The following is a 14,436-nucleotide window of genomic DNA, read 5'->3' as shown; positions in this document are numbered from 1 at the left end:
GGGTTTTCCCGCTCCCATACTTCACCAAGGAATTGATTCATGGCCTGGATGCCTCCGCTGCACATCCTGCTGTCGCCGATCACCGCTGATACCGGCGCGCTGATCGAGCAGATTCAACTCAAGCCGTTGTTCTACGCCGCGCAAAAAGACGCGCTGGCCCGGGCCGGTGATGACGAGGACGATCAGTTCTTCGAACTGGCCAAACTCGCCACCGGCCTGTCGGAAAAAGAACTCGACCAACTCAAGCGTCCGGACTATGTGAGCATCGCCCAGTACGTGCACGACATGTCGACCCGGCCTGCCTCGTACTTCCTCGACGCCGACGAGCAGCCCCGCGAATCGGCGACCAGTGAGCACGTCTCGCTGCTGTTGCCGCTTGACACCGGCGGCCGCCGTCTCACCAGCCTGATCCTGGAAATGCCCGCCCTGCGTGCCACCAAGGCGATGAAAAAACTCGCCACCAACAAAGAGCGCGCCGAGTTCATCACTGCCCACTGCACCGGCCTGATGATCCCGGATCTCGCCGACCTCAGCGTGCCCGACTGGACCGAACTGCAGGGGCGCATCGACGATTTTTTAAACAAACCGGCGGACTTCTTTCGGAGCGCGACATCGAAGTAATTCTCGACATCGTGCCGCTCATTTACTCGGTAAATGAAGCGGAAATCCTGGACTGGGACGCCGGAAAAGCATTGCGCCGCTACGACATCGCGATCACTCGCCTTGGCGTCAAACAGGAGTAGAGCGGATGGCAGACAGTAAATTTGGATTGAGGTCGCTCATCGCCAGGGACGGCGAGGCGATTTACGGCTCGCTTGAAACGGCCGGGGCAGGCGCCAGCATCCAGCCGATTGCGCCGATGCTTGCCGGCCCGTCCTTGCTTGATACCGTACCCAAGGCCGTGCCGGGCCAGGAACTGGCGAATGTCGGTGCGCAACTGACGCAACTGGTCACGGGGCAGACCCGGCTCATCGACACGCTGGAGAGGTTCAACGGCTCATTGCTCGATGTGATGGGTGCCCTGAAAACCGGCAAGGGCAATAGCAAGGGCGGCGCCTCATCCGATACCGTCAAACCCTCGCAGGCGCTGGAAACGGCGATGACCGACCTGCATGAAGTGGTGGGGTTTGCCGGGCATGAGCGCACACAACTGCGCGAAGCCAACCTGGCCTTGGCGTCAGACCCGATGGTTGCCGCAAGTGGCGCAGATGCTGTCGACCTGGCAAGGGTGGAGCAGGTGGGGGCCCGGTCCGGCGTAGGCAAGGACCTTGAAACTCGCCAGGCTGATTTGCTGCAGTTCGCCCGCGATAGCGCGCTCATCGCCGCGGCCTTTCAGACCGATATCAAGACGGCCGGCGAGATGATGGGCGGCTGGCGTGGGTCGATGAAGCTGGATCGCCCGCAGGCGCTGGATCTGGCTGACGCCACCAACGTGCTGGGTTCCCACGCTTCGCTCAAGGCCGATGCTGTGGATATTGGTTCGATTGTGCGCCAGAGCACTGCCGCGAGAACGTCGGGCATGAGCCCCGAGCAGGTAGCGGCGTTTTCGGCGGCGTTGCTGACGGTTGGTAACAACCGGGCGTCTGCCGGGCTTGCGGTGGAAAAAGTCGGCGCCGCGCTGGCCAAGGGTGACGGTGCCTCCGAGGGGCAGCGTGCTGCCTGGGCAGAGCTCAAGCTTGACCCGAAGGTGCTTGCGGCAGGCATGAAGCAGGACGCACCGCAAACAGTGCTGACGGTCCTCGAGGCGCTCAAGGCGCAGCCCCAGGAAAGGCAGGCGGCACTGGCCACGCAGTTGTTCGACGGTAACCGCTCGATTCTGAGCCTGGTGCCGGTAATCGACACGCTGAAGCAGGCCTTTTCGGCGGTGGCCGACAAGTCGACTTACGCGACTTCGGTCCTGGGAGACCAGGGCTCGGTCATGCGTTCGGCGACCGGGCGGGCAGACTCCACGCAAGCTCATGAACAAGCCTTCCAGGCCAGTACCACCCGCCTGGAGACAGCTTCCGATACGGCGATTGCACCCCTGAAAAACGGCGCACTGACGGTGCTGACCTCAGTGGTCAATGGCTTGGGCTGGCTGGCTGAATCGCTGCCCAAAGCCACGGCCGCCCTCACATTGGCCGCGGTGGTGATGGTGCCGCTGGCGAAGAAGCTCGGCGGCACTGTCGTGGACAAAGTCTTCGACAAGGTCGCCGGGAAAGTCCTGGGCGAGGGTGACGCGCCCCGCGATGCCGGTGGCAACAAGTCCGACCCGTCCGGCAGCAAAGGGAAGTCACAAGGTAGCGACACACGCCAGGGCGAGCGCACGCCAGGCAAAAACTCAGGCCCTGATGCGCCCACGAAAACCAACAGAGCCAGCCGAATCGCGAAGCGCGGTTCGTTGGCGTTGGTGGTGGCAGACGCGGGTATCAATCTCATCAAGGGCGCGAGCAATGGCACCCTGAAAGAGTCCGTTGGCGCCAGTGTGGGGTCGATAGGCGGTGGCGTCGCGGGTGGTGTGGCCGGCGAGGTTGCAGGGCTGGCCATTGGGCGAGCCGTTGGCACGCTCGCCGGGGCGGCGCTGGGTTCGATTATTCCGGGCGCCGGCACAGTGTTGGGCGGTGTGATCGGCGGCTTTGCCGGCGGTGCAATCGGTAAGGTGGTGGGCGGCGTCGTCGGCACGTTCGTCGGCAGCGACGTCGGGGCGAGCCTGGGCGAGAAAGTCATGAGCAGTGACGACCGTCTCCCGCCACCCGAACAGGTCAGCCAAAGCCTTCCCAACGCTCAAACAGACAACCGGCAAATCAACTTCGCCCCGCAGATCAACATTACCGCACCCGAGCAGACCAGTTACCAGGCGCTGGCGGCGCTCGTCGTGCAACAGATCGAGGCGCAGTTCACGCCGCTGTCGATGGACAACCTGCTGGCGACGCGACGCGACGCGGCACTCACCGATGGAGCGGTTTAATGCGACAACAAATGGTGTTGGGCAGCTTTATTTTCGGGCTGTCGCGCGGGTTTGCCTACGCGACCCTCGACCGTAACAGTAGCGGTGGCTGGGTCGCGCTGGACATCATTGCCGGCAAACCCAAGTCCAGCCAGACCGGCCAGGCCCTCGAAACATTGACCTTTGCCGGCAAGGCGGCGCGTGGCATTGGCATGGCCAGGCTCGACGAACTGCGCGACTTGCAGGCCTTGCGTACACCGCTGCCGTTGGTGGACGGGATTGGCCGTAACTGGGGGCTGTGGACGATCAAATCGGTGGACGAGAAACAAGCCAACGTGATCGACGACGGCACCGCCATGCTGATCAATTGGACGTTGATACTGGAGGAATTCGTCAATGCGTAGAGTCCGAAGTATTGCCGGTGACTCCGTCAACCTGCTGCTCTACCGCGAACTGGGTCGCAGCGACGACGCTGCCGAGGAAGCACTGTGGCATCTCAACCCGGACCTCGCGGAACACGGGGCGGTATTGCCGGCCGGCATCGGTGTAATCGTACCGGAGCTGGACGCGCGGCCCGCCGCAAAAAAACCGGTTTCGGTTTGGGATTAAGGAGGAACCATGGCACTTGGATTCACACCGGCGGTGGAAATTTACGGGACCAATGCCGCGCTGCTCAACGAGCGATTACTGGAGTGGGAACACACCGATGCCGCAGGCTTCGTCTCCGACCAACTCAAGCTGACCCTCGACATCGAAGGGCTTGAGGGATTGCCCAGCCTGGGTGGGAGGATCGGCCTGCGGGTCGGTTACCTGGAGACCGGCCTGGAGGACAAGGGGCTCTTCAAGATTACCCAGCGCACCCCGTACCTGTTCCCCCTGCGCCTGGTGCTGGTGGCCACGGCGGCGCCGTTCGACCAGGACGAATTCAAACAGCGCCGCACAGCCAGCCATGGGCCAACCACCCTGGGCGCACTGTTCCGCCAACTGACCACGCATTATGGATTCTCACCCAGGGTCGCGCCGGATCTGGACGCTGAAAAGATCGCTCACATCGACCAGACCAACGAAAGCGACATGAGCTTCCTGACCCGGCTTGCCAAGCGTTTTGATGCGGTGGCCAAGCCTGTCGACGAGCTGTATGTGCTGGGCCGTAAAGGCCAGATCACCTCGCTGTCGGGCAAGCCGCTGCAAGAAGTGCGGCTGTCGGTCACCCGTGATAACCGTCCGGGCGACCGCGCGTTTATCAGCGCCAGTTTTACCGAGACCAGCCGGGCCAAGTTCGAAGGGGCCAAGGCGTCCTGGTGGGATGCCGCTACCTGCAAGAAACGTGAGGTGGAGGTGGGCGGTGCGCCGTTCAAAGTCCTTGCCCAGCGCTACCAGAGCGAAGACGAAGCCAGGACGGCGGCCGAAGGCGAGATGCGCCGGGTTAGCCGTGAAGGCCTGCAGATCAATGTGATATGCCCCGGCAACCCGGCGTTCCAGGCCGAAGGGCTGCTGGTGCTGGATGAAACCTGGCCCGGCTTCATGCAGGGGCGCTGGTCCATCGACACGCTGAGGGCCGTCGGCAAACGCAAGGAAAGCTACCGATGCACGATCAAGGCGAACGGATTGTCGTCACCGCAATGACGTGCTCGATCGGTTCCTTCTACCCTATCCCCTCGATAGCCAAACGGCCCGCTGGATGGCCTTGGTTGGACGCTGTTGCTCAGTAAATATCTGGGCGTGTGAGAGTAAAAAACGATGCTGATAACACTCCCTCAACTTATCCAGGTAATGCCTGGAGCCCGCCTTAGAGCGGGCATTTTTTTAGCTCCTTTAAACGAGGCTACTGCACGTCACCAAATCACCACACCCAAACGCATCGCCGCCTTCCTCGCCCAAATCGGCCACGAATCCGGCGAACTGCGCTACGTACGTGAACTGGGCAGCGATCAATACCTGAGCAAATACGACACCGGTACCTTGGCCGCCCGCCTGGGCAACTCCCCTGAAGCCGATGGCGACGGCCAGAAGTATCGCGGCCGCGGCCTGATCCAGATCACCGGCCGGCGCAACTACCTGGCGTGCAGTCAGGCACTGTTCGGCGATGAGCGTTTGTTGCACCAACCGGAGTTGCTGGAGACGCCGCAATGGGCGTGCGAATCTGCCGCGTGGTTCTGGCAGCGCAATGGCTTGAACGAGTTGGCTGACCAGGACCAGTTCACCACGATCACCCGGCGCATCAATGGTGGCCTCAACGGTCTGGAGAACCGTATGCAACTGTGGGCGCGGGCGAAGGCGGTGTCATGGGCTTCCTGACGTCGTATCGCCTGCTTGGGTTTTGCCTGTTGTTCGCAGTTTCGGCGGGTGTTGCCTGGCAGGTACAGGCTTGGCGATATGGCGCACAACTCGAGCACCTGCAGGCTCTGCATGCCGCAGCACTCAGCCAGCAACAACAGGCCGAACAGGACAAACGGCTGGCACTGGAGCAACAACTCAGCGCCAGCGACCAACAACACACCCGGGAGCTTTCCGATGCACAACGCGCTCAGGCTCACCTGCGGGATCGCCTGGCCACTGCTGATGTGCGGTTGTCAGTCCTTCTCGACGCCAGCGATTCAGCCAGCGGCTGCCCAATGCCAGCCACCGCCACCCCCGGCAGCGTGGTTCATGGCGCCCCGCGAGCCCGACTTGACCCGGCGCATGCTCAACGAATTATCGGCATCACCGACGACGGCGACAACGCAATGATCGCCTTGCGCGCCTGCCAGGCGTATGTCCGGGCCGTCGCGCGTTAGTCTCTTGTAACTTGCATGGCCCATGGGCTCCTGTAGGGTAGGCGAACGCCCGTCCACTCCAGGAGATGACCGTGAAGGAAATTACTCAACTCGCCGCTGAACTTGGCCGACGCTTGCAGGTTCTCAATGCCCACGTCACAACGGCCGAGTCGTGCACCGGCGGCGGTATCGCCGAGGCAATCACGCGGATTCCCGGGAGTTCGGCCTGGTTCGAGGCGGGCTATGTCACGTATTCCAATCGCCAGAAGACCCGGCAACTGAATGTACCGGAAGCCCTGTTCCCCAAGGTCGGTGCCGTCAGCCGCGAAGTGGTGGAGGCGATGGTGCGGGGTGCCCAGGAGAAAAGCCTGGCGCGTTTTGCCGTGGCAGTCAGCGGCGTGGCCGGGCCCGATGGCGGTTCGCCGGACAAGCCGGTGGGCACCGTATGGCTGGCCTGGGGCGTGGGCGATGAGGTTACCGCCGAGCTCGAACACTTCCCCGGCAACCGCGACGAGGTCCGCCGACAAACGGTAAAGGCCGCGCTAGAGGGCTTGTTGCGACGAGCTGCAGCAGAAATAGAAAATCAGGGGTAGGCGATCACGGATCTTTGTGGAACAATACTGTCTACTTATACAGGTGTTGGCCGCCAGGCCTTATTGATTACGTGAGGACTTTAATGGACGACAACAAGAAGAAAGCCTTGGCTGCGGCCCTGGGTCAGATCGAACGTCAATTCGGCAAGGGTGCCGTAATGCGTATGGGCGATCACGACCGTCAGGCGATCCCGGCTATCTCCACTGGCTCTCTGGGTCTGGACATCGCGCTCGGCATTGGCGGCCTGCCAAAAGGCCGTATCGTTGAGATCTACGGTCCTGAATCTTCCGGTAAAACCACCCTGACCCTGTCGGTGATTGCCCAGGCACAAAAAATGGGCGCCACCTGTGCGTTCGTCGATGCCGAGCACGCCCTGGATCCTGAATACGCCGGCAAGCTGGGCGTCAACGTTGACGACCTGCTGGTTTCGCAACCGGACACCGGTGAGCAAGCGCTGGAAATCACCGACATGCTGGTGCGCTCCAACGCCATCGACGTGATCGTGGTCGACTCCGTGGCAGCCCTGGTACCCAAGGCTGAAATCGAAGGCGAAATGGGCGACATGCACGTGGGCCTTCAAGCCCGCTTGATGTCCCAGGCCCTGCGTAAAATCACCGGTAACATCAAGAACGCCAACTGCCTGGTGATCTTCATCAACCAGATCCGGATGAAGATCGGCGTGATGTTCGGCAGCCCGGAAACCACCACCGGTGGTAACGCGCTGAAGTTCTACGCTTCGGTCCGTCTGGACATCCGTCGTACCGGCGCGGTGAAGGAAGGTGACGAGGTTGTCGGTAGCGAAACCCGCGTTAAAGTCGTGAAGAACAAGGTGGCCCCGCCGTTCCGTCAGGCCGAGTTCCAGATTCTCTACGGCAAGGGTATCTACCTGAACGGCGAGATGATCGACCTGGGCGTGCTGCACGGTTTCGTCGAGAAATCCGGTGCCTGGTATGCCTACAACGGCAGCAAGATCGGCCAGGGCAAGGCCAACTCGGCCAAGTTCCTTGCGGATAACCCGGATGTTGCCGCTACGCTCGAGAAGCAGATCCGCGACAAGTTGCTGACCCCGGCACCTGACGTCAAGGCTGCCGCCAACCGCGAGCCGGTTGAAGAAGTAGAAGAAGTCGACACTGACATCTGAAGCAAACGATGAGCGTTGTCCTGGATACACCCGTCGCCGTAAGGCGCACTGCAATGGACCTGCTCGCACGGCGCGAGCATGGTCGAGTCGAGCTGACGCGTAAGCTGCGTCAGCGTGGCGCAGATCCCGAGATGATCGACGCAGCCCTTGACCGTTTGACGGAAGAAGGGCTGCTGTCGGAGTCCCGTTACCTCGAAAGTTTCGTCTCCTACCGAGCCCGATCCGGCTATGGCCCTGCACGAATTCGTGAAGAGCTGAGCCAGCGTGGCCTGCAGCGGGCTGATATCGAACTCGCGTTGCGTGAGTGCGGCATCAGTTGGCAGGCACAACTGGAAGAAACCTGGCGGCGCAAGTTTGCCGGTCATCTGCCCATTGATGCGCGTGAGCGGGCTAAGCAAGGTCGCTTCCTGAGTTATCGCGGGTTTTCGATGGAGATGATCAGTCGCCTGTTGAGCGGTCGGGATATGGATGACTGAAGGCTGCGCCTGGTAAAGGTTGCTCTGATCATTGCGGGGCTTGGTGTGGCGAGGGAGCTTGCTCCCGCTGGGCTGCGCAGCGGCCCCAGCCTGCGCATCGTTCTACCTGACACAACCCAAAAGGCCCGCTATGAAAATAGCGGGCCTTTTTTCGATTCAGTGTCAGGTCACGCCGTCTCCGTCACCCGCTGCTGCGTTTTCCCCTGAGCCTGTGCCCAGTTTTCCGGCAAGTTGATGTAATCCACCAATTCCCGCAACCGTCCCTGATCACGCCCGTTGAAGTTGAACACCAGCCGCGTCAGATGGCTGAAGCTTGGCTCGTCTGCGGATTCCACGGCCATCCGGCCACCCATTCCATGAACATCCGGCCACTGATTCCACGTTGATCCGGCCACCCATTCCACGGCTATCCGGCCGCCCATAAGGCAGGCGGCAACGCAGGATTAATTCACTACCATCGACCTCTTTTATCGAAGCAGAGAGGTCGTCGTGGAGCGGTTATCCATGCGTAAGATTCGAGAAGTGCTACGTCTCAAATTCGAGGTCGGCCTATCTGCCCGCCAAGTTGCTGCCAGCTTGCAAGTAGGTCGAGCCAGCGTCGGTGAATACCTCAATCGCTTTGCTGCCAGCGGCCTGAGCTGGCCGTCGGTGCTGACCGACTCCGAGCTGCAACGGCATCTTTTTCCGCCGCCGCCCGCTGTGCCCAGTGATCAACGTCCGATGCCTGACTGGGCTCATTTCCATGCCGAGTTGCGCCGTCCCGGCGTAACCCTGGCTCTGCTCTGGCAGGAATATCGGCTCGCTCACCCGCAAGGCTTCCAGTACAGCTGGTTCTGCGAGCACTACCGCCTCTGGGCCGCCAAGGTCGATGTGGTGATGCGCCAGGAACACCGTGCTGGCGAAAAGCTCTTCGTCGATTACGCCGGGCAGACCGTGCCGGTCATTGACCGGCGAACCGGCGAGATCCGTCAGGCTCAGATCTTCGTCGCCGTGCTTGGCGCGTCCAGCTACACCTTTGCCGAGGCCACCTGGTCGCAAAAGCTGCCTGACTGGCTAGGCTCGCACGTGCGCTGCTTCGCTTTTCTCGGCGGCACAACGCAGATACTGGTGCCGGATAACCTACGCAGCGGCGTCACCAAAGCTCATCGCTACGAACCCGACATCAACCCCAGCTACCGCGACCTGGCCGAGCATTACGGCGTAGCCGTATTACCCGCTCGCTCGCGCAAGCCAAGGGACAAAGCCAAGGTCGAAGTCGGCGTGCAAGTGGTCGAACGCTGGATCCTGGCGGTGCTGCGCAACCGCCAGTTTTTCTCGCTCGGCGAACTCAATACCGCCATCGCACTGCTGCTGGATCGCGTCAATCACAAGCCCTTCAAAAAGCTGCCCGGCTCCCGCCGGTCAGCCTTCGAGGCCCTCGACCAACCGGCGCTGCACCCGCTGCCGGAACACCCTTACGTCTACGCCGAATGGAAAAAGGTACGCGTCCATATCGACTACCACATCGAGGTCGATGGCCACTTCTACTCGGTGCCGTACCAGCTGGTGAAGCACCAACTCGAAGTACGACTCACCGCCCAGACCGTCGAGTGCTTCCACGCCAACCAGCGCGTGGCCAGCCACTTGCGCTCGCTGCACAAAGGCCGCCACACCACCCAAACCGAGCACATGCCCAAGAGCCACCGCGAACACGCCGAGTGGACACCGCAACGGCTGATCCGCTGGGCAGAGCAGACCGGGCCAAACACCGCTGGCGTCATCGCCTACATCCTCGAACGCCGAATCCACCCTCAGCACGGCTTCCGCGCCTGCCTGGGCATCCTGCGCCTGAGTAAACAGCACGGCGAAGCGCGGCTGGAAGCCGCGTGCCAGCGGGCGCTGGCACTGGGCGCATGCAGCTACAAAAGCCTCGAATCGATCCTGCGCCAAGGGCTGGAACGCCTGCCGCTGGCCCAGCAGAACCTGCCGCTACTGCCCGACGAGCACATCAACCTGCGTGGCCCGGGCTACTACCACTGACCTGAAAAAGGAGCTTCGAAATGCTACCGAACCCGACCCTGGACAAGCTACAAACCCTGCGCCTGCACGGCATGATCAAGTCGCTGGGCGAGCAACACGCAACGCCCGATATCAATGATCTGAGCTTCGATGAACGCCTCGGCCTGATGGTCGACCGTGAGGTGACCGAGCGCGAAGACGCCCGCCTGACCACTCGCCTCAAAGCGGCGCGGTTGCGCCACAACGCCTGCCTGGAAGACATCGACTACCGCAGCCCGCGTGGCCTGGACAAGGCCATGATCCTGCAGCTGGGCAGTGGCCAGTGGCTGCGTGATGGCCTGAACTTGATCATCGGCGGGCCAACTGGCGTAGGCAAAACCTGGCTCGCCTGCGCGCTGGCCCACAAGGCCTGCCGCGACGGCTACAGCGTGCGCTACCTGCGCCTGCCGCGCTTGATGGAGGAACTAGGCCTGGCCCACGGCGACGGCCGCTTCGCCAAACTGATGGCCGGTTACGCCAAGACCGACCTGCTGATCTTGGACGATTGGGGCTTGGCGCCGTTTACCGCCGCGCAACGGCGCGACATGCTTGAGCTGCTGGACGACCGCTACGGCAACCGCTCGACACTGGTCACCAGCCAGATGCCGGTGGACAAATGGCATGCGCTGATCGGTGATCCGACCTTGGGCGACGCGATCCTCGACCGGCTGGTGCACAACGCTTATCGGATCGAACTGAAGGGCGAGTCGATGCGCAGACGCGCGACGAAATTGACGACGGCAGGGACTTCAGACTAACAATGCGAACCTGCGTCGCTGCGCTCCGACTGCCTGGCCGGATGAGCGTGGAATAGGTGGCCGGATGTTGGCGGGCTGGGTGGCCGGATGGCGTGGAATGCGCAGCTCGTCATGCTCTTCGCCGGTGTACGCGATTTGTTGGAAGTCGCCACTGAGGCGAAGACTGGCAAATGCCTCCTGCAGATGGGCCAGTGCGCGGTCACTCAACGGATGATTCATGCGAATCACAAACTGGCGCTTCAGCCAGCGGGTGGAGTGGAAGTTGGCGTAGAACTGGTTGATTTCGTCCACCGCCTCTTCGGCGCTGTACACCAGGCGGACCAGCTTGAGGTCGGTGGGCAGGATGTAGCGATTGGCCTCAAGCTGGCTGCGGATAAAGTCCAGTGCGCCTTGCCAGAAGCTACCGCCTGGTGCATCCAGCAGTACCACCGGTACCAGCGGGCTTTTGCCGGTCTGGATCAGGGTCAGTACCTCCAGCGCTTCATCCAGGGTACCGAAACCGCCCGGGCACAGGATCAAGGCGTCGGCTTCCTTGACGAAGAACAGCTTGCGGGTAAAGAAGAAGTGGAAGGACAGCAGGTTCTCGGTGCCATCGATGGTCGGGTTGGCGTGCTGTTCAAAGGGCAGGGTGATGTTGAACCCCAGGCTGTGCTCCAGGCCGGCACCCTCGTGGGCCGCCGCCATGATGCCGCCGCCACCGCCGGTGATCACCATCAGGTCCGAACGGGCCAGGACCGCGCCCACTTCTCGGGCCAGTGCATACAACGGGCTTTCCACCGGCGTGCGCGCCGAGCCGAACACCGTGACTTTGCGCCGCCCCTTGAACTGTTCGAGCACGCGGAAGGCGTGGTCCAGTTCCCGGATCGCCTGCAAGGTTATCTTGGCATTCCAGCGGCTGCGGTCGTCCTGGGCCATGCGCAACACGGTGAAGATCATGTCGCGATAAAGGGGAATATTCGGGCTGTTGGGCGCAATCAAATGGAGTTGCGCGTCGACCTGCTGCGTGAGGTCGGTGCCGTTTTCTTCAAATTGACGGATCAGGAGTTCATTCGGTTCGTAAGGCATTCAACTTCTCCTTCTTCACAGAACCCTGGGTGCCGGCGAGAAATTCGTCGGGACCACGACACTGCATGTGTCGTTGCCTCTGATTAACGAGGTGGGCGAAACCGGTTCTGTATATTCCTTATGATTAAAAACCTTTGCATTGCACGCTCAGGAGGGCAACCCTCTTTTGCCCTGAAAATGTTACAGGACGGTGTGAAAACCCGATGTTCCAGGCGTTCAGGATGAATTGATCATGAGCCTATAAAGTCTTGGCTGGCAACCGCTTATTGATCACTTCTGAGGGAGTTTAGACGCTGCCGCGGGCGGGCAATGGCGGAGAGTGCAGAGGGGGATATTGCGCGCCGCTGGTCAGCGGCGCGCGACAGGAGTTATCGCTTACTTTTTCTTCTTCGCGGCAGCCGGTGCCGGGCAATCTGCTTCCTGGAACTTCACCGAGGCTACCGGGCGGTTGGTTTTGTTCTCGGTGATTTCATAGCGCATGATCGCGCCCTTGGCCATCAGCTCGCGGTAACCCTTGTTCAGGCACACACTTTGGCCGAGCTGGAAGTAAACAGCCTTGGGGTTGGCGCGCATTTGCTCGGCGCGGTCGGGCAGTACGCTCAGATGGTCAATCAGCTGCAAGCCTTCAACGGTGTAGGCAACTTCCAGGGTCTTTTCGTCAATTTCCCGTGGCAGTTCTTTGTTGGTTTCCTCTGCGACGCTTTGCAGCTTCCTGTTCAGTTGAGCCTCCAGCAACGAGGCCGCTTGGGCACCCAGAGGCAACACCAGCGCGAGGGCGACGGACGGAACTACAAGGCGTGGCATAAGACGCAGCATGAAACTCTCCTGATTCGGTTACTGGTGCATAGACCAGCCACTGCGCTGTGCGTTCAGTGGCGCGGGATTATAGGTGACCGCTTGCCCCTAGGGCCAGCCTATTGCCGGGAAGTGCAGGTGGCCGGGGGCGGCTCTGGTAAACTGCGGTAACTTTTGCCTTCCGAGTTCTATCCGTGTCGATTTCCACTTCCCTGCGGCGCACCCGATGAGCCATGCCGTCTCCCGTTTGCGCACGCAGCGCCTGGCCCGTGCCGTAAAACCGTTTGTAGCGCGAGGCTCGCGGGCCGAACGCTGCCCCGGCTGCCGGGTGATTCCCGAGTACTGCCTGTGCGCCTGGCGGCCCAAGGTCCAGGCCAGATCCGGCATGTGCCTGCTGATGCACGACGTAGAGCCGATGAAACCCAGCAACACCGGCTGGCTGATTGCCGATGTGATCAACGACACGACCGCGTTCCCCTGGTCGCGCACTGAGGTTGAGCCGGAGTTGCTGACCTTGCTGGCCGACCCGCAATGGCAGCCATACATCGTCTTTCCCGGCGAATTCGTGGCCCCGGAGCGGGTGGTCCATCAGGTCAGGCTGGAGGAGGGCAAGCGCCCGCTGTTCATTTTGCTGGACGGCACCTGGAGCGAGGCGCGCAAGATGTTCCGCAAGAGCCCGTACCTGGAGCACTTGCCGGTGCTGAGCCTGGCGCCCGAGCAACTGTCGCGCTACAAGCTGCGTCGCTCCAAGCGTGATGACCACTTCTGCACCGCCGAAGTCGCCGCGCTATGCCTGGAGCTGGCTGAAGATGCCGCAGCCAGTGAAGTCCTGGATGCCTATCTGGACGTATTCAGCACTCACTACCTGGCCGCCAAGTTTCAACTGGCGCTGGACCCGGCCGATGTCGTCCATACTCGCCTTGCACCTTATCTATAGGTGTCATGGCCAGCCGACCTTTGCATGATGGCCGCGCAAACGCGCAGCCCGCTAAAATAGCCACGGGCGTAGCGCTTGACCACCCAGGCTACGCTGGGCATGCTTGGCGCCGATTGGGGCGCTGTCACAGATTGGATACGTCGCTTTTTGACGTTGAACGCGCCCTTTGGTGACTGCTGGCCTGGCAGCCACCTTGCGCGTTGGCGAGCACTGAACCCATCAGTGCCGCCCTAAAAAACAGGATCATTTAATAAATGGCCACATACGAAATCCTGATTGCCGATGACCACCCGCTGTTTCGCAGTGCGCTGCACCAGGCGGTCACGTTGGGCCTGGGGCCGGATGTACGCCTCGTCGAAGTCGCCAGCATTGCCGAGCTGGAAACCCGCCTTACCGAAAAGTCCGACTGGGACCTGGTCCTGCTGGACCTGAACATGCCCGGTGCCTACGGTTTTTCCGGGCTGGTGCTGCTGCGTGGGCAATACCCGCAGATACCGGTGGTGATGGTATCGGCCCAGGAAGAGGCGTCGGTGGTGGTGCGCTCCAAGGAGTTCGGTGCCAGTGGTTTCATTCCCAAGTCCAGCTCCATGGAAGACATCCAGAAAGCCGTGCGCACGGTGCTGGATGGCGATGTCTCCTGGCCGCCGCAGGCCTTTGAAGAGATCAACGTCTCCGACGAAGCCAAGGCCGCGCGTGATGGCCTGGCCAGCCTCACGCCCCAGCAGTTCCGCGTATTGACCATGGTCTGCGAAGGTCTATTGAACAAACAGATTGCCTACGAGCTGAGCGTGTCGGAAGCGACCATCAAGGCTCACGTCACGGCGATCTTCCGCAAGCTCGGCGTACGTACGCGAACCCAGGCGGCGCTGCTCTTGCAACAACTTGAGTCAATTTCGCAGCATTAAGACGCTGTTCATTCACGTTTTTTTGACTTTGCTTGCTCTAGTTTCC

General features: G+C 61.4%; 16 protein-coding genes and 1 pseudogene. 14 read left to right on the top strand and 3 right to left on the bottom strand.

The genetic code is table 11. The features are described 5' to 3' along the window. Positions 1–39: 39 nt before the first annotated feature. The 10 genes from V6607_RS26750 (at position 40) to recX (ending at position 7,893) form a co-directional block, all read left to right on the top strand. Positions 40–621, top strand: coding sequence for a phage tail assembly protein (locus V6607_RS26750; protein WP_003208660.1), 582 nt, complete (start codon positions 40–42; stop codon positions 619–621). A gap of 127 nt (positions 622–748) precedes the next feature. Then, a complete protein-coding gene (locus V6607_RS26745) occupies positions 749–2,947 on the top strand; it encodes a phage tail tape measure protein (protein WP_134327262.1) in 2,199 nt (732 codons plus the stop codon). Next, positions 2,947–3,330 carry a phage tail protein gene (locus V6607_RS26740; protein WP_003208656.1) on the top strand — a complete coding sequence of 128 codons (384 nt, stop codon included), beginning with the start codon at positions 2,947–2,949 and terminating at the stop codon, positions 3,328–3,330. Before V6607_RS26745 ends, V6607_RS26740 begins: the two co-directional genes overlap by 1 nt. Then, complete coding sequence (locus V6607_RS26735; RefSeq protein WP_003208655.1) at positions 3,323–3,535, top strand: tail protein X; 213 nt, start codon at positions 3,323–3,325, stop codon at positions 3,533–3,535. Before V6607_RS26740 ends, V6607_RS26735 begins: the two co-directional genes overlap by 8 nt. A 9-nt stretch (positions 3,536–3,544) precedes the next feature. Further along, a complete protein-coding gene (locus tag V6607_RS26730) occupies positions 3,545–4,552 on the top strand; it encodes a phage late control D family protein (protein ID WP_134327260.1) in 1,008 nt (335 codons plus the stop codon). Between the two features lie 114 nt (positions 4,553–4,666). Further along, on the top strand, positions 4,667–5,224 hold the full coding sequence (locus V6607_RS26725; RefSeq protein ID WP_023659218.1) for a glycoside hydrolase family 19 protein: 558 nt from the start codon (positions 4,667–4,669) through the stop codon (positions 5,222–5,224). Next, entirely contained in the window at positions 5,212–5,703 is a 492-nt protein-coding gene (locus V6607_RS26720; protein ID WP_134327259.1) for a lysis system i-spanin subunit Rz, read from the top strand. The genes V6607_RS26725 and V6607_RS26720 overlap by 13 nt, the downstream gene beginning before the upstream one ends. A gap of 71 nt (positions 5,704–5,774) precedes the next feature. Continuing rightward, positions 5,775–6,275 carry a CinA family protein gene (locus V6607_RS26715; protein ID WP_003208648.1) on the top strand — a complete coding sequence of 167 codons (501 nt, stop codon included), beginning with the start codon at positions 5,775–5,777 and terminating at the stop codon, positions 6,273–6,275. 83 nt (positions 6,276–6,358) lie between these two features. Then, positions 6,359–7,417 carry a recombinase RecA gene (gene recA / locus V6607_RS26710; protein WP_003208645.1) on the top strand — a complete coding sequence of 353 codons (1,059 nt, stop codon included), beginning with the start codon at positions 6,359–6,361 and terminating at the stop codon, positions 7,415–7,417. A gap of 8 nt (positions 7,418–7,425) precedes the next feature. After that, positions 7,426–7,893 carry a recombination regulator RecX gene (gene recX / locus V6607_RS26705; RefSeq protein ID WP_003208644.1) on the top strand — a complete coding sequence of 156 codons (468 nt, stop codon included), beginning with the start codon at positions 7,426–7,428 and terminating at the stop codon, positions 7,891–7,893. A 167-nt stretch (positions 7,894–8,060) separates the two neighbouring features. Here recX and V6607_RS26700 read toward each other — a convergent pair. After that, a pseudogene (locus tag V6607_RS26700) lies at positions 8,061–8,216 on the bottom strand (cytochrome D ubiquinol oxidase subunit II); the annotation flags it as partial. A gap of 181 nt (positions 8,217–8,397) precedes the next feature. Here V6607_RS26700 and istA point away from each other — a divergent pair. Both istA and istB read left to right on the top strand, forming a co-directional pair. Beyond that, positions 8,398–9,912, top strand: coding sequence for an IS21 family transposase (istA, locus tag V6607_RS26695; RefSeq protein ID WP_338741807.1), 1,515 nt, complete (start codon positions 8,398–8,400; stop codon positions 9,910–9,912). A gap of 20 nt (positions 9,913–9,932) precedes the next feature. Beyond that, positions 9,933–10,688, top strand: a complete 756-nt coding sequence (istB, locus tag V6607_RS26690; RefSeq protein WP_027976742.1) for an IS21-like element ISPsy14 family helper ATPase IstB — start codon at positions 9,933–9,935, stop codon at positions 10,686–10,688. Here istB and V6607_RS26685 read toward each other — a convergent pair. Then, positions 10,680–11,753 (bottom strand): TIGR00730 family Rossman fold protein, encoded by a 1,074-nt coding sequence (locus V6607_RS26685; protein ID WP_338741799.1) that lies wholly within the window; start codon positions 11,751–11,753, stop codon positions 10,680–10,682. The two genes, istB and V6607_RS26685, sit on opposite strands and share 9 nt — an antisense overlap. A 375-nt stretch (positions 11,754–12,128) precedes the next feature. Then, on the bottom strand, positions 12,129–12,569 hold the full coding sequence (locus V6607_RS26680) for a PA3611 family quorum-sensing-regulated virulence factor (protein ID WP_003208640.1): 441 nt from the start codon (positions 12,567–12,569) through the stop codon (positions 12,129–12,131). A 205-nt stretch (positions 12,570–12,774) separates the two neighbouring features. Between V6607_RS26680 and V6607_RS26675 the strand changes: the two genes are divergently transcribed. Beyond that, entirely contained in the window at positions 12,775–13,485 is a 711-nt protein-coding gene (locus V6607_RS26675) for a tRNA-uridine aminocarboxypropyltransferase (protein ID WP_003208638.1), read from the top strand. A gap of 254 nt (positions 13,486–13,739) precedes the next feature. Further along, the gene (gene erdR / locus V6607_RS26670; RefSeq protein ID WP_003208636.1) at positions 13,740–14,390 is read left to right on the top strand and encodes a response regulator transcription factor ErdR; all 651 of its coding nucleotides are present in this window, start codon (positions 13,740–13,742) and stop codon (positions 14,388–14,390) included. Positions 14,391–14,436 lie beyond the last annotated feature (46 nt).

The sequence above is a fragment of the Pseudomonas sp. KK18 genome (assembly GCF_037094675.1).
In the GTDB taxonomy this organism is placed as follows: Bacteria; Pseudomonadota; Gammaproteobacteria; order Pseudomonadales; family Pseudomonadaceae; genus Aquipseudomonas.
The sequence above is the reverse complement of the archived record's forward strand: the minus strand, read 5'-3'. Positions and strand labels throughout refer to the sequence as shown.

Bases quoted from the DNA above. Each gene is read 5' to 3' on its own strand.
- V6607_RS26750 (WP_003208660.1), top strand. From the start codon at position 40: ATGGCCTGGATGCCTCCGCTGCACATCCTGCTGTCGCCGATCACCGCT.
- V6607_RS26745 (WP_134327262.1), top strand. From the start codon at position 749: ATGGCAGACAGTAAATTTGGATTGAGGTCGCTCATCGCCAGGGACGGC.
- V6607_RS26740 (WP_003208656.1), top strand. From the start codon at position 2,947: ATGCGACAACAAATGGTGTTGGGCAGCTTTATTTTCGGGCTGTCGCGC.
- V6607_RS26735 (WP_003208655.1), top strand. From the start codon at position 3,323: ATGCGTAGAGTCCGAAGTATTGCCGGTGACTCCGTCAACCTGCTGCTC.
- V6607_RS26730 (WP_134327260.1), top strand. From the start codon at position 3,545: ATGGCACTTGGATTCACACCGGCGGTGGAAATTTACGGGACCAATGCC.
- V6607_RS26725 (WP_023659218.1), top strand. From the start codon at position 4,667: ATGCTGATAACACTCCCTCAACTTATCCAGGTAATGCCTGGAGCCCGC.
- V6607_RS26720 (WP_134327259.1), top strand. From the start codon at position 5,212: ATGGGCTTCCTGACGTCGTATCGCCTGCTTGGGTTTTGCCTGTTGTTC.
- recA (WP_003208645.1), top strand. From the start codon at position 6,359: ATGGACGACAACAAGAAGAAAGCCTTGGCTGCGGCCCTGGGTCAGATC.
- recX (WP_003208644.1), top strand. From the start codon at position 7,426: ATGAGCGTTGTCCTGGATACACCCGTCGCCGTAAGGCGCACTGCAATG.
- istA (WP_338741807.1), top strand. From the start codon at position 8,398: ATGCGTAAGATTCGAGAAGTGCTACGTCTCAAATTCGAGGTCGGCCTA.
- istB (WP_027976742.1), top strand. From the start codon at position 9,933: ATGCTACCGAACCCGACCCTGGACAAGCTACAAACCCTGCGCCTGCAC.
- V6607_RS26685 (WP_338741799.1), bottom strand. From the start codon at position 11,753: ATGCCTTACGAACCGAATGAACTCCTGATCCGTCAATTTGAAGAAAAC.
- V6607_RS26680 (WP_003208640.1), bottom strand. From the start codon at position 12,569: ATGCTGCGTCTTATGCCACGCCTTGTAGTTCCGTCCGTCGCCCTCGCG.
- V6607_RS26675 (WP_003208638.1), top strand. From the start codon at position 12,775: ATGAGCCATGCCGTCTCCCGTTTGCGCACGCAGCGCCTGGCCCGTGCC.
- erdR (WP_003208636.1), top strand. From the start codon at position 13,740: ATGGCCACATACGAAATCCTGATTGCCGATGACCACCCGCTGTTTCGC.